Annotated in this window: 10 protein-coding genes and 13 tRNA genes; 18 read left to right on the top strand and 5 right to left on the bottom strand. The window is 45.8% G+C overall.

Annotated elements, in window-relative coordinates; all coding sequences use genetic code 11:
• Window positions 1–113: 113 nt before the first annotated feature.
• The 4 genes from J4N37_RS14820 to rsgA all read right to left on the bottom strand — a co-directional run bounded on the left by J4N37_RS14820 (window position 114) and on the right by rsgA (window position 5,907).
• Entirely contained in the window at window positions 114–1,994 is a 1,881-nt protein-coding gene (locus J4N37_RS14820) for a methyl-accepting chemotaxis protein (protein WP_038884091.1), read from the bottom strand.
• Window positions 1,995–2,278: 284 nt separating this feature from the next.
• Entirely contained in the window at window positions 2,279–3,694 is a 1,416-nt protein-coding gene (locus J4N37_RS14815) for an SLC13 family permease (protein WP_071236411.1), read from the bottom strand.
• A 174-nt stretch (window positions 3,695–3,868) separates the two neighbouring features.
• Window positions 3,869–4,726, bottom strand: a complete 858-nt coding sequence (gene asd, locus J4N37_RS14810) for an archaetidylserine decarboxylase (RefSeq protein ID WP_252041276.1) — start codon at window positions 4,724–4,726, stop codon at window positions 3,869–3,871.
• A gap of 116 nt (window positions 4,727–4,842) precedes the next feature.
• Window positions 4,843–5,907 (bottom strand): small ribosomal subunit biogenesis GTPase RsgA, encoded by a 1,065-nt coding sequence (gene rsgA, locus J4N37_RS14805; RefSeq protein WP_078608083.1) that lies wholly within the window; start codon window positions 5,905–5,907, stop codon window positions 4,843–4,845.
• Between the two features lie 128 nt (window positions 5,908–6,035).
• On the opposite strand from rsgA, the gene orn reads away from it, so the two are divergent.
• The 14 genes from orn (at window position 6,036) to J4N37_RS14735 (ending at window position 8,073) form a co-directional block, all read left to right on the top strand.
• A complete protein-coding gene (orn, locus tag J4N37_RS14800; protein ID WP_005443758.1) occupies window positions 6,036–6,581 on the top strand; it encodes an oligoribonuclease in 546 nt (181 codons plus the stop codon).
• Between the two features lie 156 nt (window positions 6,582–6,737).
• Window positions 6,738–6,813: transfer RNA gene (locus J4N37_RS14795), tRNA-Gly, on the top strand.
• A gap of 55 nt (window positions 6,814–6,868) precedes the next feature.
• Window positions 6,869–6,945: transfer RNA gene (locus J4N37_RS14790), tRNA-Met, on the top strand.
• A gap of 2 nt (window positions 6,946–6,947) precedes the next feature.
• Window positions 6,948–7,023 (top strand) — tRNA-Gly (locus tag J4N37_RS14785).
• A gap of 42 nt (window positions 7,024–7,065) precedes the next feature.
• A tRNA-Met gene (locus J4N37_RS14780) sits at window positions 7,066–7,142 on the top strand.
• A 2-nt stretch (window positions 7,143–7,144) separates the two neighbouring features.
• Window positions 7,145–7,220, top strand: a tRNA-Gly gene (locus tag J4N37_RS14775).
• A 42-nt stretch (window positions 7,221–7,262) separates the two neighbouring features.
• A tRNA-Met gene (locus tag J4N37_RS14770) sits at window positions 7,263–7,339 on the top strand.
• A gap of 2 nt (window positions 7,340–7,341) precedes the next feature.
• Window positions 7,342–7,417 (top strand) — tRNA-Gly (locus J4N37_RS14765).
• Between the two features lie 42 nt (window positions 7,418–7,459).
• Window positions 7,460–7,536, top strand: a tRNA-Met gene (locus J4N37_RS14760).
• A gap of 2 nt (window positions 7,537–7,538) precedes the next feature.
• Window positions 7,539–7,614 (top strand) — tRNA-Gly (locus J4N37_RS14755).
• Between the two features lie 51 nt (window positions 7,615–7,665).
• Window positions 7,666–7,741, top strand: a tRNA-Gly gene (locus tag J4N37_RS14750).
• A gap of 34 nt (window positions 7,742–7,775) precedes the next feature.
• Window positions 7,776–7,851, top strand: a tRNA-Gly gene (locus J4N37_RS14745).
• A 35-nt stretch (window positions 7,852–7,886) separates the two neighbouring features.
• A tRNA-Gly gene (locus tag J4N37_RS14740) sits at window positions 7,887–7,962 on the top strand.
• Between the two features lie 34 nt (window positions 7,963–7,996).
• Window positions 7,997–8,073: transfer RNA gene (locus tag J4N37_RS14735), tRNA-Met, on the top strand.
• Window positions 8,074–8,676: 603 nt separating this feature from the next.
• On the opposite strand, the gene queG is transcribed toward J4N37_RS14735, so the two are convergent.
• On the bottom strand, window positions 8,677–9,804 hold the full coding sequence (queG, locus tag J4N37_RS14730; protein ID WP_045389460.1) for a tRNA epoxyqueuosine(34) reductase QueG: 1,128 nt from the start codon (window positions 9,802–9,804) through the stop codon (window positions 8,677–8,679).
• 295 nt (window positions 9,805–10,099) lie between these two features.
• Here queG and tsaE point away from each other — a divergent pair, with 295 nt between their 5' ends.
• The 4 genes from tsaE to miaA are packed head-to-tail and all read left to right on the top strand — an operon-like array spanning window position 10,100 to window position 15,278.
• Entirely contained in the window at window positions 10,100–10,564 is a 465-nt protein-coding gene (gene tsaE, locus J4N37_RS14725; RefSeq protein WP_010444015.1) for a tRNA (adenosine(37)-N6)-threonylcarbamoyltransferase complex ATPase subunit type 1 TsaE, read from the top strand.
• Window positions 10,558–12,285 carry a LysM peptidoglycan-binding domain-containing protein gene (locus J4N37_RS14720; RefSeq protein ID WP_045389457.1) on the top strand — a complete coding sequence of 576 codons (1,728 nt, stop codon included), beginning with the start codon at window positions 10,558–10,560 and terminating at the stop codon, window positions 12,283–12,285. The genes tsaE and J4N37_RS14720 overlap by 7 nt, the downstream gene beginning before the upstream one ends.
• An 18-nt stretch (window positions 12,286–12,303) precedes the next feature.
• Window positions 12,304–14,349 (top strand): DNA mismatch repair endonuclease MutL, encoded by a 2,046-nt coding sequence (gene mutL / locus J4N37_RS14715; protein ID WP_252041274.1) that lies wholly within the window; start codon window positions 12,304–12,306, stop codon window positions 14,347–14,349.
• Complete coding sequence (miaA, locus tag J4N37_RS14710) at window positions 14,346–15,278, top strand: tRNA (adenosine(37)-N6)-dimethylallyltransferase MiaA (protein ID WP_010444012.1); 933 nt, start codon at window positions 14,346–14,348, stop codon at window positions 15,276–15,278. The genes mutL and miaA overlap by 4 nt, the downstream gene beginning before the upstream one ends.
• The last annotated feature ends 164 nt before the right edge of the window (window positions 15,279–15,442 follow it).

Genomic DNA, 15,442 nt, shown 5'->3' with positions numbered 1-15,442 from the left:
AGACATCCTTGTTGAGCAGGGGAGAGGCTTTAATATGCACGAATCTATAAAGATCTAAAAGCGTATCTTTGTGGCATAAAAAAAGCAGCTCATTGAGCTGCTTTTGAGGGGGGTTACACTTTGAAGCGACTGATGTTCTCACGCATGGTATTGGCGGTGTCGAACATCTGGCGTGCGCCTTCGCTGCTCTTAAGTGATTGCTCGGCAATCATATCTGCATCGTCTTTAATGCCTTGCGTGTTGCGACTGATGTCTTCACTCACCGCGCGCTGCTCTTCAGCGGCGCTTGCGATTTGCATTGCCATGTCGTTGATCTCAGTAATTGAGTTAGTAATGCTAGTCAAGCTGTCGTGTGCTTGTTGAGCATAGTCCACACTGGTGTCTGCCAAACTTGTGCTGGTTTGCATACTGTTTACTGCTAGCTTGGTATTACCTTGCAACGTCTCGATCATGGTGCGGATTTCTTCCGTTGAACCATGGGTGCGCTGGCTAAGTACGCGTACCTCATCAGCAACTACGGCAAAGCCACGCCCCTGTTCACCTGCTCGCGCAGCTTCAATGGCAGCGTTAAGTGCCAGTAAGTTTGTTTGTTCCGCAATACCTTGAATAGTAGATAGAATTTGGTTGATGCTTTGTGTGTTTGCCTCGAGTTCTGAAATCACGCTGGCGGCATCACTTACTTGTTCTGCTAGTTCTACAATGGCTTCACGGTTTTTCTGGATCACGTTCTGCCCATCTTGGCATGCAGATGCCGAGTTCTGAGAAGCACTTGCAGTGAGTTCTGCATGGCTTGCCACCTCTGCTGCGGTTGCTGACATCTCATGAATGGCGGTTGCAATCTGGTTGACGTCATTTTGCTGGTGTTCAACTCGACCAGCAGCCATTGCAGAGAGTTCATTTGCTTGGTTTGCTTGAGCTGAAAGCTGCTCACTATTTTCCACAATGCCTTTGAGCATGGTTTGCATCTGAGCAAGAAATTGGTTTACGTGTGTCGCCAGTTCTCCAATCTCATCCATACGTTCAATCTTGATGCGCTGAGTCAGGTCACCTTCCCCTTGAGAAAGTTCCTCTAAAGCCGTAGAGAGAGTTTGAAGTGGCTTGAGTAAGCGAGTGATGACGTAGGTGCTGATGGCTGCGATGATCAAGTAAAGAACGATAGAAGCGATAGCCGTAAACGTCACTTGCTCAGAAACAGAGGCATACGCCATTTGCTTATCTTCAACAATACCTAATGACCAATCCGTGTTAGGCACTTTGGCGACGTAAATGAGCTTTTCCCCTTGGTTTGGCCAAGAGATGGTCGCTAACTGAGCGTCTTGACTCAGTTTATTCATGCTAGCGGCACTCAGTTCAGGGTTGAGCGTCGTTAAAGGTTTCTGGCTTAGCTTGGCGTCTTGGTAAGCAACGATGTTATTTTTTCCATCGACTAAAAAGGCAAATCCATCATTATCTAATTGAATATTTAGGACTTCATCGATGATATCTGTCACCGCGAGATCGGCAGCTAACACACCTTGCTTGCCTTGGTTGAAGGCTTTGGCAAAGCTGACAACGATGCTGCCGTCAAAATCTTGATAAGGTTCTGTGATGATTAAGCCAGACTTTGCCATCGCATCTTTATACCAAGGGCGAGTTCGTGGGTCGTAATCAGCTGGCCACGATTCAGTTTTATCACCGTAAGCAATTGAACCATCAGAAAAACCGGCATAAACCGAGAGAAATTGCCCAGCTCGCTTTGTTAACAGCATCTCTCTATCTGCGTCTGTCGAATCGAGAATGACATCTTCATTTGCTAGCATCATTTCACTACGAATCGCCAACCAATCGCTGATGTATCGATTGGTTGATGCTGAGATGTTTTCCATCTCTCTGCTCAGTGTCGAGGTGGTTTCATCACGCAACTGATTTACGGAGACCCAAGCTTGAACGCCACTAACAATGGCAATAATGACTGCGATTGCAATCTGAATTTTAAGTTTTATGGAACTTCTCATTGTCTTACCTTCTCAATAGACAAAAAGATCGACATCACCGGTGGTGACAATAGGTTGCTTAAGACGATTCAGGTACAGATTAGTACTGAAAGGCTACGACTACTTTATCGACGCGATCTGGATAAACTTAAGATAAATAGGGGAATATTTATTCAACAGGTTGATTGTAAATGTATTTGATATTGACGGTTACTTCATTAATGATTGCTGTGATGTTGTATCCAAATTTAGTCATCCGCAATACTGACGGGCAACGCTACATCTCTAGTGTTGCCCCATTGATATTAAGTAAGAACAAGTACGGCGCCATAAACAAGAAGCAAACCGATCAAGCCAATGATGAGTCCAACTTTCGCCATGTCTTTGCTTTCGATTAAACCTGTCGAATAAGCCAATGAGTTAGGTGGTGTTGATACAGGAAGAATCATACCCAGAGATGCGGAGAAGGCGACGACAACCAGCAGTCCTTGTAACCCTCCAATAGAAGCTAAGCTTGGCATCGATACCCCAATTGCAGCCGCAATTGGCATGAGCAAGTTTGCTGTGGCTGTATTGGACATAAAGTTCGCCATTAACCAGCACACGATAGAAAGAGATACGACTACCGCAAATGGTGAAAGTGCTTCATAGTCAATGGCATGGGCAAGCGCTTCTGCCAAGCCTGTTTTGTCTAAAGCAATACCAATGGCGATACCACCGGCAACCAACCACAAGACATCCCAGTTAATAAGCTTAAGTTCTTCTTTGCCCATGATGCCCGTTAAGGTGAACACCGCGAGTGGGATAATGGCGACCACATATGTATTCATGCCGTGCACTTTGGTTGTCATCCATAACAGGATGGTCATTGCGAACGTGATATACACGACAATAGCGCGCCAACTCTTTTTAAACGTACCGTCCAGACGTAACTTCATTTCTGGTTCACTGGAAGGAAACAGCTTTTGCAGTAGCAGCCAAGCGATGGTGAGTTGCACCAATACAAAAGGTAACCCCATTGTCATCCAAGAAAGGAAATCAATGGCGTTTTCTCCAGTTAAATATTGCAAGGCTATTGCATTGGGTGGCGTACCAATCGGTGTTGCGATGCCGCCTGTATTGGCGGCGATAGGAATGCATAGGACCAGCGCTTTTATCCCCAAATCACCTTTTGGTGCAGAAGCTACAATAGGGCCAAGTAACGCCAGCATCATAACGGTAGTTGCAGTGTTCGACATAAACATAGAAAACACAGCAGTGATCAGCATTAACCCCAACATGATGAACTTGGGTTGAGAGCCAAATGGTTTAAGCAAAACACGAGCAAGGTTGTTATCAAGTTCGTATTTGGAAGCCGCTATGGCGAGTGCGAATCCGCCCATGAAAAGGATGATGATGGGAGAAGAAAAGGCAGAGAAGATGTCTGTATACGCGATCAGTTCACCTAAATCGTGTCCCGGAGGTGGGTTGCGAAATAGATGTAAGCCTTTGTCCGATATCATGATCAATTCAAGAGCGATGATAAGAATCGAAGTGGCAAATACGGGAACAGGCTCTAAAACCCAAAGCAGTGCCGCAAGAAGGAAAATTGCCAGTAGACGATGCTGAATTAAAGTGAGGTCATCAATAGGTATCGCATCTATAGGCATCATCAAAATGCCGAGTGGTACTAAAAAACACACCAGTAGCTTTACTAGTGTATTCATATTCATCTTTGGCATTAGTCGCCCCTTTCAACAATCATCCCTATCAGTAGGGTAATGGATTGTTCTTTAAGGGTCTTAGAGGCAGGTATGAGTTTGAAAAACAGAGATTAAGTTTTGAACAGAATTTTGCTTTTGGTCAATAAAAAGCCCCCGCGAGCGGAGGCTTTAAAATCAGTTTTCGCAATAAGCTTACTGCTGGTGAGCGTAAGGTGTGCCCATTACGGTTGGCTTGCCATTTTCCATGTTTTCATCGAATGCAATTGCATCTTTAGCAAACAGGTTGATAACGGTTGAGCCAAGCTTGAAGCGCCCCATTTCTTCGCCTTTCTTCAAGATAACCGCTTTGTCACCTTCTGCAGGGTAATCCCACTTGTAGACTGAACTACCACGTGGTGGTGTGACGGTACCAGCCCACACTTGCTCGATACTACCAACGATGGTTGCGCCAACCAGCACTTGTGCCATTGGGCCGAACTCTGTATCGAAGATGCACACTACGCGCTCGTTACGTGCGAATAGGTTAGGAACGTTCTCTGCCGTTAGCGGGTTCACCGAGAATAGATCACCAGGTACGTAAATCATCTGACGTAGCGTACCGTTACATGGCATGTGTACACGGTGGTAGTCACGAGGCGATAGGTACAAGGTAGCGAAAGAGCCGTCTTGGAACTCTTCTGCCAGTTTTGCATCGCCGCCTAGTAGCTCTTGTGCTGAGAAGTTGTGGCCTTTCGCTTGGATAAGCTGACCATCTTCAATCGGGCCAAATTGGCTTACGCATGCGTCCGCAGGGTGAGTGATTACTGCTTCGCCTTCTGCAATTGGACGAGCGCCTTCTTTTAGCTCTCGCACAAAGAATTCGTTGAAGGTTTTGAAGTGCTTAGGATCGGAGTGCTTCGCCTCATCCATGTTCACATTGTACTGTTTGATAAACCAGCGAATGATTGCTGTTGTTAGACCGCCAGCCTTAGCTGAAGCCAGTTTACCCACTAGGCGTGTTAACCCATGTTGTGGGATCCAGTACTGCAGTCCAACTTTAATCTTGTCCATCTTTAATTCCGATACTTCTGTTTGATTCTCGCTTTAGGGCGCGTGATGTTACTGAAATTTAATCTGCTTGTCAGTATTAGGTGATGATTTCTTACACAGTTGCAGTCTTAACTCAGCTACAGATCCGCTTTCTTGCTGCGTGAGTACTGACGGTTTGCTTTGTTTTCACTCATGCTTTCTAGGATGCGATGGTAGTTTTCAAAACGGACTTCACTCACTTCGCCTTTTTCCACGGCTTCTCGCAAGATACAGCCAGGATCGTCGTTGTGCTTACAGTCGCGGAACTTACACCCACCAAGATAAGGACGGAATTCAACGAACGCTTTGGTCACTTCTTCTGCTTCTAAGTGCCACAGGCCAAACTCACGTACCCCTGGAGAATCGATAAGATCGCCGCCAGTAGGGATGTGGTACAAGCGAGCAGCTGTAGTGGTGTGTTGACCTAAGCCTGAGTTCTCAGAGATCTCGCCTTCTTCAACTTCTTGCTCAAGTTCTGGCATTAACGCGTTCACTAGACTTGATTTACCTACACCAGATTGCCCAACGAAGATATTGATACGGTCGCGTAGCTGCTCTTCAAGTTCTGCAATGCCCTCGCCTGACTGCTTACTTACAAACAATACTTTGTAGCCAATACGTTTGTATTCTTCTAGCCACTCTTCGTACATTGCTCGATCTTCTTCAGCAAGCAAGTCGATTTTGTTGAGTACCAACAGCGGGGCAATGTTCAGTGTTTCGGACGCCACTAGGTAGCGGTCGATGATGTTGAGTGAAAGCTCTGGCAAAACCGAAGAAACGATCACCATTTGATCGATGTTCGCGGCGACGGGTTTCAAACCATCATAGTAATCAGGGCGAGTCAGCATGGATGTTCTAGGTTCAACGGCTTCAACAACACCAGAAATACCAGCCATTGATTCAAGACCTTCGCGCCATAGCACGCGATCGCCTGATACCAGTGATTCGATACCACGACGAAGGTTACAGCGCTGCACTTCACCAGTTTCTAAATCTTCGATGTCAGCGTGCTGACCGAAACGAGTGATAACGAGACCCTGTTTACTTGCGCCTAGCATGTTCTCATCCCACTGGATGGACTCTTCTTGCTTCTTTAGGCGTTTTTGTTGGTTGCTGCGTACGCGGCGCACCTGACCTTTGGTTAACTTTTTCTTTTTTGCCACAATCTTGTACTTAATGTGAGTTAACTCAGTTGATTAAACGGAATCTTCGTCAATCGAGTGAGTATCGTGTTTCAAGTATTTTCAGGTATAGTACCTCTTTTATCGATAAACAAATAGGCGGCGTAATCATGTCCTTTAGCGATCAAAACCTGATTTGGGTGGATTTAGAGATGACAGGGCTCGATCCTGAAACGCATAAAATCATCGAAATTGCTTCTATCGTCACGGATAGTGAATTGAATATTTTGGCTGAAGGTCCTGTTCTTGCTGTCCATCAGCCAGAAGAAGAATTGGCGAAGATGGACGACTGGTGTACTAATACACATACGGCAAGTGGTTTGGTTGAGCGTGTTCAAAACAGCCAGATTTCAGAGCAAGATGCTGTTGCGCAGACCATTGAGTTTCTCGAAAAATGGGTGCCAAAGGGTGTTTCTCCAATTTGTGGTAATAGCATTGGTCAGGATCGTCGTTTCTTGTACAAGCATATGCCAGAGCTGGAAGAATACTTCCATTACCGCTATTTGGACGTGAGTACACTAAAAGAACTGACTCGCCGCTGGAAACCAGAAGTGTTAGACGGTTTTTCGAAGCAGGGCACGCATCTGGCATTGGATGATATCCGTGAGTCGATTGCCGAGCTAAAGTACTACCGCGAAACGATCTTTAAGATCTAACTGTTAAGGCTGCGATCCAAATTGTTGTAATTAATGAGCGTTTTGCTGGCTTTTTCATCTGTTAGTAAAAAAATAAAGTTTTTTTGAACGAAGGACTTGCATCACAAAAAAATGCTCTTATAATTCGCAGCCCTGAACGACGGAAACGTTGTTGATGCGACACTAGCTCAGTTGGTAGAGCGCAACCTTGCCAAGGTTGAGGTCACGAGTTCGAACCTCGTGTGTCGCTCCACTTTTCTAAAGTGGAAAGAAAGGTTCTCATCATGCCTTAAATGGTGAACTACGGACGCGGGGTGGAGCAGCTTGGTAGCTCGTCGGGCTCATAACCCGAAGGTCGTCGGTTCAAATCCGGCCCCCGCAACCAATGCGACACTAGCTCAGTTGGTAGAGCGCAACCTTGCCAAGGTTGAGGTCACGAGTTCGAACCTCGTGTGTCGCTCCAAATTAAAAGGTTTTCATCATACCTTAAATGATGAACTATGGACGCGGGATGGAGCAGCTTGGTAGCTCGTCGGGCTCATAACCCGAAGGTCGTCGGTTCAAATCCGGCTCCCGCAACCAATGCGACACTAGCTCAGTTGGTAGAGCGCAACCTTGCCAAGGTTGAGGTCACGAGTTCGAACCTCGTGTGTCGCTCCAAATTAAAAGGTTCTCATCATACCTTAAATGGTGAACTACGGACGCGGGGTGGAGCAGCTTGGTAGCTCGTCGGGCTCATAACCCGAAGGTCGTCGGTTCAAATCCGGCCCCCGCAACCAATGCGACACTAGCTCAGTTGGTAGAGCGCAACCTTGCCAAGGTTGAGGTCACGAGTTCGAACCTCGTGTGTCGCTCCAAATTAAAAGGTTTTCATCATACCTTAAATGATGAACTATGGACGCGGGATGGAGCAGCTTGGTAGCTCGTCGGGCTCATAACCCGAAGGTCGTCGGTTCAAATCCGGCTCCCGCAACCAATGCGACACTAGCTCAGTTGGTAGAGCGCAACCTTGCCAAGGTTGAGGTCACGAGTTCGAACCTCGTGTGTCGCTCCACTTTCTTTTAGAAAAGTGGGGATAGCCTTCATTGTGCTTAACAATGACATTGCGACACTAGCTCAGTTGGTAGAGCGCAACCTTGCCAAGGTTGAGGTCACGAGTTCGAACCTCGTGTGTCGCTCCAGTTTGATAGCCCTCATTGTGCTTAACAGTGACATGCGACACTAGCTCAGTTGGTAGAGCGCAACCTTGCCAAGGTTGAGGTCACGAGTTCGAACCTCGTGTGTCGCTCCAATTTGATAGCCCTCATTGTGCTTAACAGTGACATTGCGACACTAGCTCAGTTGGTAGAGCGCAACCTTGCCAAGGTTGAGGTCACGAGTTCGAACCTCGTGTGTCGCTCCAGTTTCTATTATCGTATTAATCGATAATACATGGACGCGGGGTGGAGCAGCTTGGTAGCTCGTCGGGCTCATAACCCGAAGGTCGTCGGTTCAAATCCGGCCCCCGCAACCAATTTCCAAGCGATAGTTTTAGTAGTTTTTAAACCATCGATGGATGTAACTTTCATTATTTGAAGTGTTACAACCAGTCTCATCGCTCTTTTCATAATGCTGAGAAGCATCAATCCCTAAAAAACAAAACCTTAATCCGCATCAAATGATGTCGGACGATTTTGTTTGTGTTTTAAACATGATAAAAGTCGGCCGTCCAATGAATATCCTGATGCTCAGGCACTTTTATATCTTTAATTAACAGAGTTATCCACATATCTTGTTCTGTGGATAAGTTGGTTGATAAAGTGTTTTCTGTTTGGGGTTTAAAGGTTGTAAAGAAAGATCTTTTCTAAATTCGACGGTGATAAAACTTTCCCTAAAATATCTAAGTTACTGTTATTTATAGATAAAAGTGGTTTTATTGCGGATCGGATGCGTTAATTCTGGATCATTACTTTGTGTTTTTTTGATCCTAGTCATTTCTTTAAGCTGTGTTTAACTTTTTTTAATAGCTCAATTTCACAAGACTTAAATCTTTTTTTCCACATTTCAGAATTTGAGAACAAAATCATGATTTGCTGATGCAAAAAATGTTTTCAATCTCTTGCATATGAGCTACGCGTTAAGCGTCTCGTGGAAGACCTTTCTCTACAACTCTGATTAAACGCTTCTTCTTTGTATCGATAGAATCTGATTGATTGGCAGGAATTTGGTTAAATTGCTGCTCTAGAGCCCATTCGATATGCTCATCCAGTAATTTGTTTTCACCTTGGCGAGCTTCTAAAGCCTCTATTATTAGTTGGCTGTATTCTGCATTACCAAGTGCGACAGAAATATTACGCAACCATTGCAGATGCCCAATGCGACGAATCGCAGAACCCTCCATCTGTTTGAGGAATGTTGATTCATCCCAATTAAACATGGTCACAAGATCTGGCTCTTCAAAGCTCTCTCGGCGGTGGAAGTCTTCTTGTTCGGTAATTTCGGCATATCGGTTCCAAGGACAAACTAACTGGCAGTCATCACACCCATAGATACGATTTCCCATTGGCTTGCGGAACTCTTCAGGGATCACGCCATCAAACTCAATGGTGAGATAAGAGATGCAACGCCGAGCATCCACAATCTTCTCATCAACGATTGCCTGTGTTGGGCATGAGGTGATGCATGCCTTACATTTGTCGCATTGGTCAACGCTCGGTTCATCAACTGGCAATGGCAAGTCGATAAGTAGTTCACCAAGGAAAAACCATGACCCACAGTCTTTATCCAAAATGAGTGAGTGTTTACCAGTCCAGCCTAATCCTGCTTTCTGTGCCAATGGACGCTCAAGGATTGGGGCGGAATCGACGAAAGGTCGATAGCCAAATTGCCCAACTTCTTGTTCAATAAGTTTGCCAAGTTTATTAAGCTGCTTTCTCACCAATTTATGGTAATCACGCCCTAATGCGTAGCGGCTGATGTAAGCATGGTTTGTGTTTGCCAAATTAGAGGCAAACTTCGCCTCTGGTGGAAGGTAGTCCATACGGACACTGATGGCACGGACAGTCCCTGGCAACAGCTCATCTGGTCTAGCGCGCATCATGCCATGACGAGCCATCCAGTCCATTGAGCCGTGATAGCCAGCATCGAGCCATTTTTGCAGGGCAGCTTCATGTTCACTAAGATCAACATCGCAGATACCGACTTTCTGAAAGCCAAGCTCTTTACCCCAAATTTTTATTTGTTGTGCGAGTTGTTCGTAGTTCATGTTCACCACCAAGATAAAGGGGGGCGGATCTTACCGGATCTTATTCAATGGTGCTACCAGAAAGTCGAGTAGCCAGGAGTGAGAATGAATTTTGAAACAAAGTTATCAAAAGTTGATTTAGGCATGAGAAATTTTGCTTATGCATTCAATAGAATCAGTTAATTAGGTTTCGTCTTTTTGGCTGTTTTTTCGCATATATGACATTTGAGAGCTTGTCTCTCAAAACCAACACAGTTTACTATTCTTGTTCTTTTGATTTTTATATAGTCAACGATCATTAGTTAGAGAAGCATCAATGAGCACGAAACAATTTAATCTTAAAGATGAGCATGAAACGGTAGCACTTGGAACCGCATTGGCTCAGCTTTGTTCTCAACAAACCACCATTTATTTGCACGGTGATTTAGGTGCGGGTAAAACAACATTTAGCCGTGGTTTTGTCCGTGCTCTTGGCCACCAAGGTAATGTAAAAAGCCCGACATACACGTTGGTCGAGCCTTATCAGTTGGATAAGTGGCAAGTTTACCATTTTGATCTTTATCGTCTTGCTGATCCTGAAGAACTGGAATTCATGGGGATTCGAGACTATTTCACTGATGATGCAATTTGTTTAGTTGAATGGCCTGAAAAAGGACACGGGTTGCTACCTAAGCCAGATCTTGATATGAACATTCGTTATCAGGGTGAGCAACGTATCGCGGAGCTAACCGCAAACAATGAATATGGTGAGCAACTACTCAGTCAATTGGAGCTATGTTGAGTCTTTCAAAATTTAGAGCAGTGGCGATGTTAGTCGCCACTTTTCTCCTTATCATCCCTAATTTAGCCTTTGCTAACGTCGTTAAAAGTTTCCGAGTTTGGCCTTCTCCTGATGAGACTCGAGTCGTCATCGATTTAAGCGCGGAAGCTACCTATTCTTATTTTTCTCTCTCTGGGCCAGATCGTTTAGTGGTGGATCTCAAAAACACCTCAATGCAAGCTAAGTTGCCGGTTACTGTCACGGACAGTCCAGTATTAAAACGTGTCCGTAAAAGTAGCCCGCCAAATAAAGACACTTACCGTCTAGTTTTTGAGTTAAAGAAAAGTGTCAAAGCTGAGTTATTCAAACTCAAGCCTACACCTGGGGGGCAATACGGCCATCGCTTAGTTATTGATTTGTCACATGGCTCGAACAAGTCGACGACCACGAGTGCTTCAAAACCAAGTAAGCCAGCGTCACCGAGCAAAGATATGAGTACTGTGCATCGTGCACAAGAAATCCTTATTGCAATAGACCCAGGTCACGGTGGTGAAGATCCTGGCTCGATAGGTCCATCGCGTCGTAAGTATGAAAAAGACGCGGTATTGAGCATTGCTCGTAAGATTTCAGACCAATTGAATGCCGTTCCTGGTATCAAAACACGTATGACTCGTACCGGCGACTACTTCGTCAACTTAAACCGTCGTGTTGCAATTGCTCGTGAGAATGATGCTCATCTGTTGATCTCCATTCACGCTGACGCATTTACCTCACCTAAACCACGCGGTGGCTCGGTATTTGTGTTGAACACTCGCCGCGCGAACACAGAGATTTCTCGCTGGGTGGAAAATCATGAGAAACAATCAGAGTTGCTTGGTGGTTCAGGTACGGCTTTTGTTAGTAACTCCAGTGATCGCAATGTGAACCAAACCTTATTGGATCTTCAGTTCAGTCACTCTCAAAAGGAGGGCTATAAGTTAGCGACTGAGATTTTGGGCGAGATGGGCAAAGTTGCTCGTCTACATAACTCAAAACCAATTAATACCAGCCTTGCGGTATTACGTTCACCACAGATCCCATCAGTATTGGTTGAGACTGGTTTTATCTCTAACCCGACTGAAGAGAAGTTGCTATTCCAACGTTCTCATCAAGATAAGCTGGCGCGAGCGATTACTAAAGCCGTAGTGAAGTACTTGAAAGACAACCCACCAGAAGGGACGGTTTTCTCATCTTCAGCTAAGCCGACCGTTCATACTGTGAAACGTGGTGAGTCACTTTCTGTAATTGCGCAGAAATACGGCACGTCGACGAAAGCGATCATGAGTGAGAATAAGCTCAAGTCTAGTAGCTTGGCTGTTGGACAAAAACTAAAAATCCCGGGTATGGGAGCGGCTTCGATTGCTATTCCGAATAAGCCAAATACCGTTGAAACAAAGACGATCACCCACACTGTTAAATCAGGGGAGTTCCTCGGTAAGATCGCAAGTCACTACAAAGTGAAGATTGCAGATATTCGTAGGCAGAACAATCTCAAGTCAGATACCTTGTGGGTTGGTCAGAAACTGAAGATCACCGTTGCGGTAAAAGACAAACCAATCCGTAAGCACAAAGTTGCTCGTGGTGAATACCTAGGTAAGATTGCGTCGAAATACGGCGTGAGTGTATCCAGCATCCGCAAAGCGAATAACCTGCGTTCTGATGAACTTGCCGTGGGACAGGTGCTGATCATTCCAAACAAATAAGTGAGCTTATAACTCATCATGACCATTAAGATCTTGCCCGCTCGTCTGGCAAACCAAATCGCGGCAGGGGAAGTGGTGGAAAGACCCGCCTCTGTCGTGAAAGAACTGGTAGAAAACAGTCTCGACTCTGGCGCTACTCGAATTGATATTGATATTGAGAAAGGAGGCGCCAAGCTGATTCGCGTGCGCGATAACGGCAAGGGGATTGTGAAAGATGAGTTAGGTCTCGCGTTGAGTCGTCATGCCACCTCTAAGATCCACACATTGGACGATCTTGAAGCCATCATGAGTTTGGGTTTCCGTGGGGAGGCGCTAGCGAGTATCAGTTCGGTATCGCGCCTGACCATGACATCTCGTCCAGCGGCACAAGAACAAGCGTGGAGCGCCTACTCGGAAGGGCGAGACATGAAGGTTAAGCTGCAACCGACTGCACACCCAATTGGTACCTCGGTTGAAGTCTTAGATCTGTTCTTTAATACGCCTGCGCGCCGCAAATTCCTCCGCACCGAGAAAACCGAATTTGCTCACATTGATGAATTGCTTAAGCGTATCGCTTTAAGCCGCTTTGATGTCACTATCAATGTTCGCCATAACGGCAAAATGATCCGCCAATATCGTGCGGCAAAGAATCAGCTTCAAACAGAAAAACGCATTGCAGCGGTATGTGGCAATGCTTTTGTGCGTAATATGCTTCGCATCGAGCTTGAGCATCAAGGACTTAAGCTTCATGGCTGGATCACCACTCCGGAAGGGGCGAGGCAGCAGAGTGACTTACAATACTGCTACGTGAATGGTCGCATGATGCGTGACAAGTTGATCAATCACGCTATCCGTCAAAGCTATGAAACGAGTTTAAAGCCAGATCAATTCGCTGCGTATGTATTGTTTATTGAGCTTGATCCGCACCAAGTGGATGTCAACGTGCACCCTGCGAAGCATGAAGTGCGCTTCCATCAAGCACGTTTAGTGCACGATTTTATTTATCAGGCACTGGCGGATGCTCTTGCGCAAAGCTCAGTGATTGATAAACCGCACGTCAACGAGTCCGCGTTCCACCATGCAGATCTTGCCGAGCCGATAGAACCGTTTGAGACGATGACCTCTGCGCCTGAAGCAGCAAGTTCGCCGGAGCCAGTAAGTAAACCAGAGCAAACGGGTTCACTTGTACCTGAGCGAGTGTATCAAGCAATTGATAACACACCTGCCTATCCAGGGCGTTCAGACTATGAAGCGAAATCTCGCGATAGGGAATCAAGTAACGCTTCTATACGAGAAGCGCGAGCGGCGGATTCTTTCAAGCGAACAGATTGGATTGAGTCAAAACCAGCGCCTAAACCAACTTCAAGTAAAGAACAACGTCATGCCGAGCCTGCACCAAGTAAACAAGAAGTACGTGCTTATCATGAGTTGCTTCAGACGCCTGATTTTGAGCCTCAAACAGAGTCCCCAAAAGCGCCAGTCAGCACATCGGCAGAAGTTGCTTTACCGCCTGTTACGGCACTAAGTAAAGCGCTGGCTGTGGTGGACGAACAGTTTGTCTTGATGAGCAGCGACAGCGGTGTGGCTTTGGTTGCGCTGCCAAGAGCTGAATTTTATCGAACCAAAGGTCAGCTCACACCAAGCGATGGAGCGTTAAAAGCTCAGCCACTGTTAGTTCCATTATCCGTTAAGTTGGAGCCGGAATTAGTTGAGCTTGCGCGCGATTATCAGCAAGACTTTGCGCAGTTGGGCATTCAATTGAAAGCTCGAAATGACAAAGCTTTGATGGTCATGGGTGTGCCATCACCACTGCGTCAACAAAACTTACAAAATTTGATACCAGATCTGTTATCTTACGCGCAAACTCGCGTGAGAGGAGAGGTGGCAACGGTTCAGCTGCTATCAGAGCTGATAGATTGGCTTGCTTTGCAGGTCACGACTGTTAAGAGCCACTATACTCTATCCGAAGCCATTCAAATTATTGCGGAACTTGAACAGCTAAGACATGGTCAATTGCCATTAGAAGACACGAAATTTGTGTCTGCTGTTGATTTCTCTGCCACGATTGCCAAATTAAGACCATGACAGACAAACTACCTTTGGCCCTCTTTTTGATGGGGCCAACAGCATCAGGTAAAACAGAGCTAGCGATTCGCCTGCGCCAGAAATATCCGGTTGAGATCATCAGCGTGGACTCAGCGTTGATCTACAAAGACATGAACATCGGTACTGCAAAGCCAGATGATCGTGAGCTAAGCCTAGCGCCGCATCGTCTTATCGATATTCTTGATCCCAGTGAAGCATACTCTGCGGCAGACTTTCGTCGTGATGCATTGCAGGCAATGGATGACATTGTTGCAGAAGGAAAAATTCCGCTGTTAGTCGGCGGCACCATGCTGTATTACAAAGCCTTACTTGAAGGCTTATCACCTCTTCCTGCTGCAAATCCTGAAATTCGTCAGCAAATTGAGCAAGAGGCATTGACTAAAGGTTGGTCGGTGTTGCACGATGAGCTGAAAGAGATTGATCCTGTATCAGCTGCGAGAATTCATCCAAACGATCCTCAACGCTTATCGAGGGCGTTGGAAGTATTCCGCATTTCAGGTAAAACTCTTACTGAGTTGACTCAAACAAAAGGTGATAGCTTGCCTTACCGAGTCAAACAGTTTGCAATAGCTCCCAAGGACAGGGCAGAACTTCACCGTCGAATTGAACTACGCTTCGAGAAGATGATGGAGGCAGGTTTTGAAGATGAGATGAAAGCGCTGTATGCGCGTGACGATCTTCATCCTGATCTTCCATCAATACGTTGTGTTGGTTACAGACAGATGTGGGAGTATTTAGACGGGGAGTGCTCTCGTGACGAAGCGATATTTCGTGGCGTCTGTGCAACTCGTCAATTGGCCAAGCGTCAAATCACCTGGTTACGCAGCTGGAATGATTTAACTTGGTTGGATAGCGACAACATTGAACAAGCACTCGAAACCATGTCAGAAGCAATAGCATCTGATTGAGATAGCTGTGTATAATGTGATCGTTTTTGCGTGATCGCACTCTCAAAGGATCTGTTATTGGCAGTTTTTATACTATGCTGCTAATTACTTAGGGTGCATTTTGATTCGTTTAGCTCAGATGCAAAAAGCAGTACCTTTTGCATTGCACCGCTAGCTAAATAATT

The sequence above is a fragment of the Vibrio sp. SCSIO 43153 genome, assembly GCF_023716625.1.
In the GTDB taxonomy this organism is placed as follows: Bacteria; Pseudomonadota; Gammaproteobacteria; order Enterobacterales; family Vibrionaceae; genus Vibrio; species Vibrio rotiferianus.
The sequence above is the reverse complement of the archived record's forward strand: the minus strand, read 5'-3'. Positions and strand labels throughout refer to the sequence as shown.

Coding starts and splice junctions, on each gene's coding strand:
- miaA (WP_010444012.1), top strand. CDS start 14,346: ATGACAGACAAACTACCTTTGGCCCTCTTTTTGATGGGGCCAACAGCA.
- J4N37_RS14720 (WP_045389457.1), top strand. CDS start 10,558: ATGTTGAGTCTTTCAAAATTTAGAGCAGTGGCGATGTTAGTCGCCACT.
- queG (WP_045389460.1), bottom strand. CDS start 9,804: ATGAACTACGAACAACTCGCACAACAAATAAAAATTTGGGGTAAAGAG.
- orn (WP_005443758.1), top strand. CDS start 6,036: ATGTCCTTTAGCGATCAAAACCTGATTTGGGTGGATTTAGAGATGACA.
- J4N37_RS14820 (WP_038884091.1), bottom strand. CDS start 1,994: ATGAGAAGTTCCATAAAACTTAAAATTCAGATTGCAATCGCAGTCATT.
- J4N37_RS14815 (WP_071236411.1), bottom strand. CDS start 3,694: ATGCCAAAGATGAATATGAATACACTAGTAAAGCTACTGGTGTGTTTT.
- tsaE (WP_010444015.1), top strand. CDS start 10,100: ATGAGCACGAAACAATTTAATCTTAAAGATGAGCATGAAACGGTAGCA.
- asd (WP_252041276.1), bottom strand. CDS start 4,726: ATGGACAAGATTAAAGTTGGACTGCAGTACTGGATCCCACAACATGGG.
- mutL (WP_252041274.1), top strand. CDS start 12,304: ATGACCATTAAGATCTTGCCCGCTCGTCTGGCAAACCAAATCGCGGCA.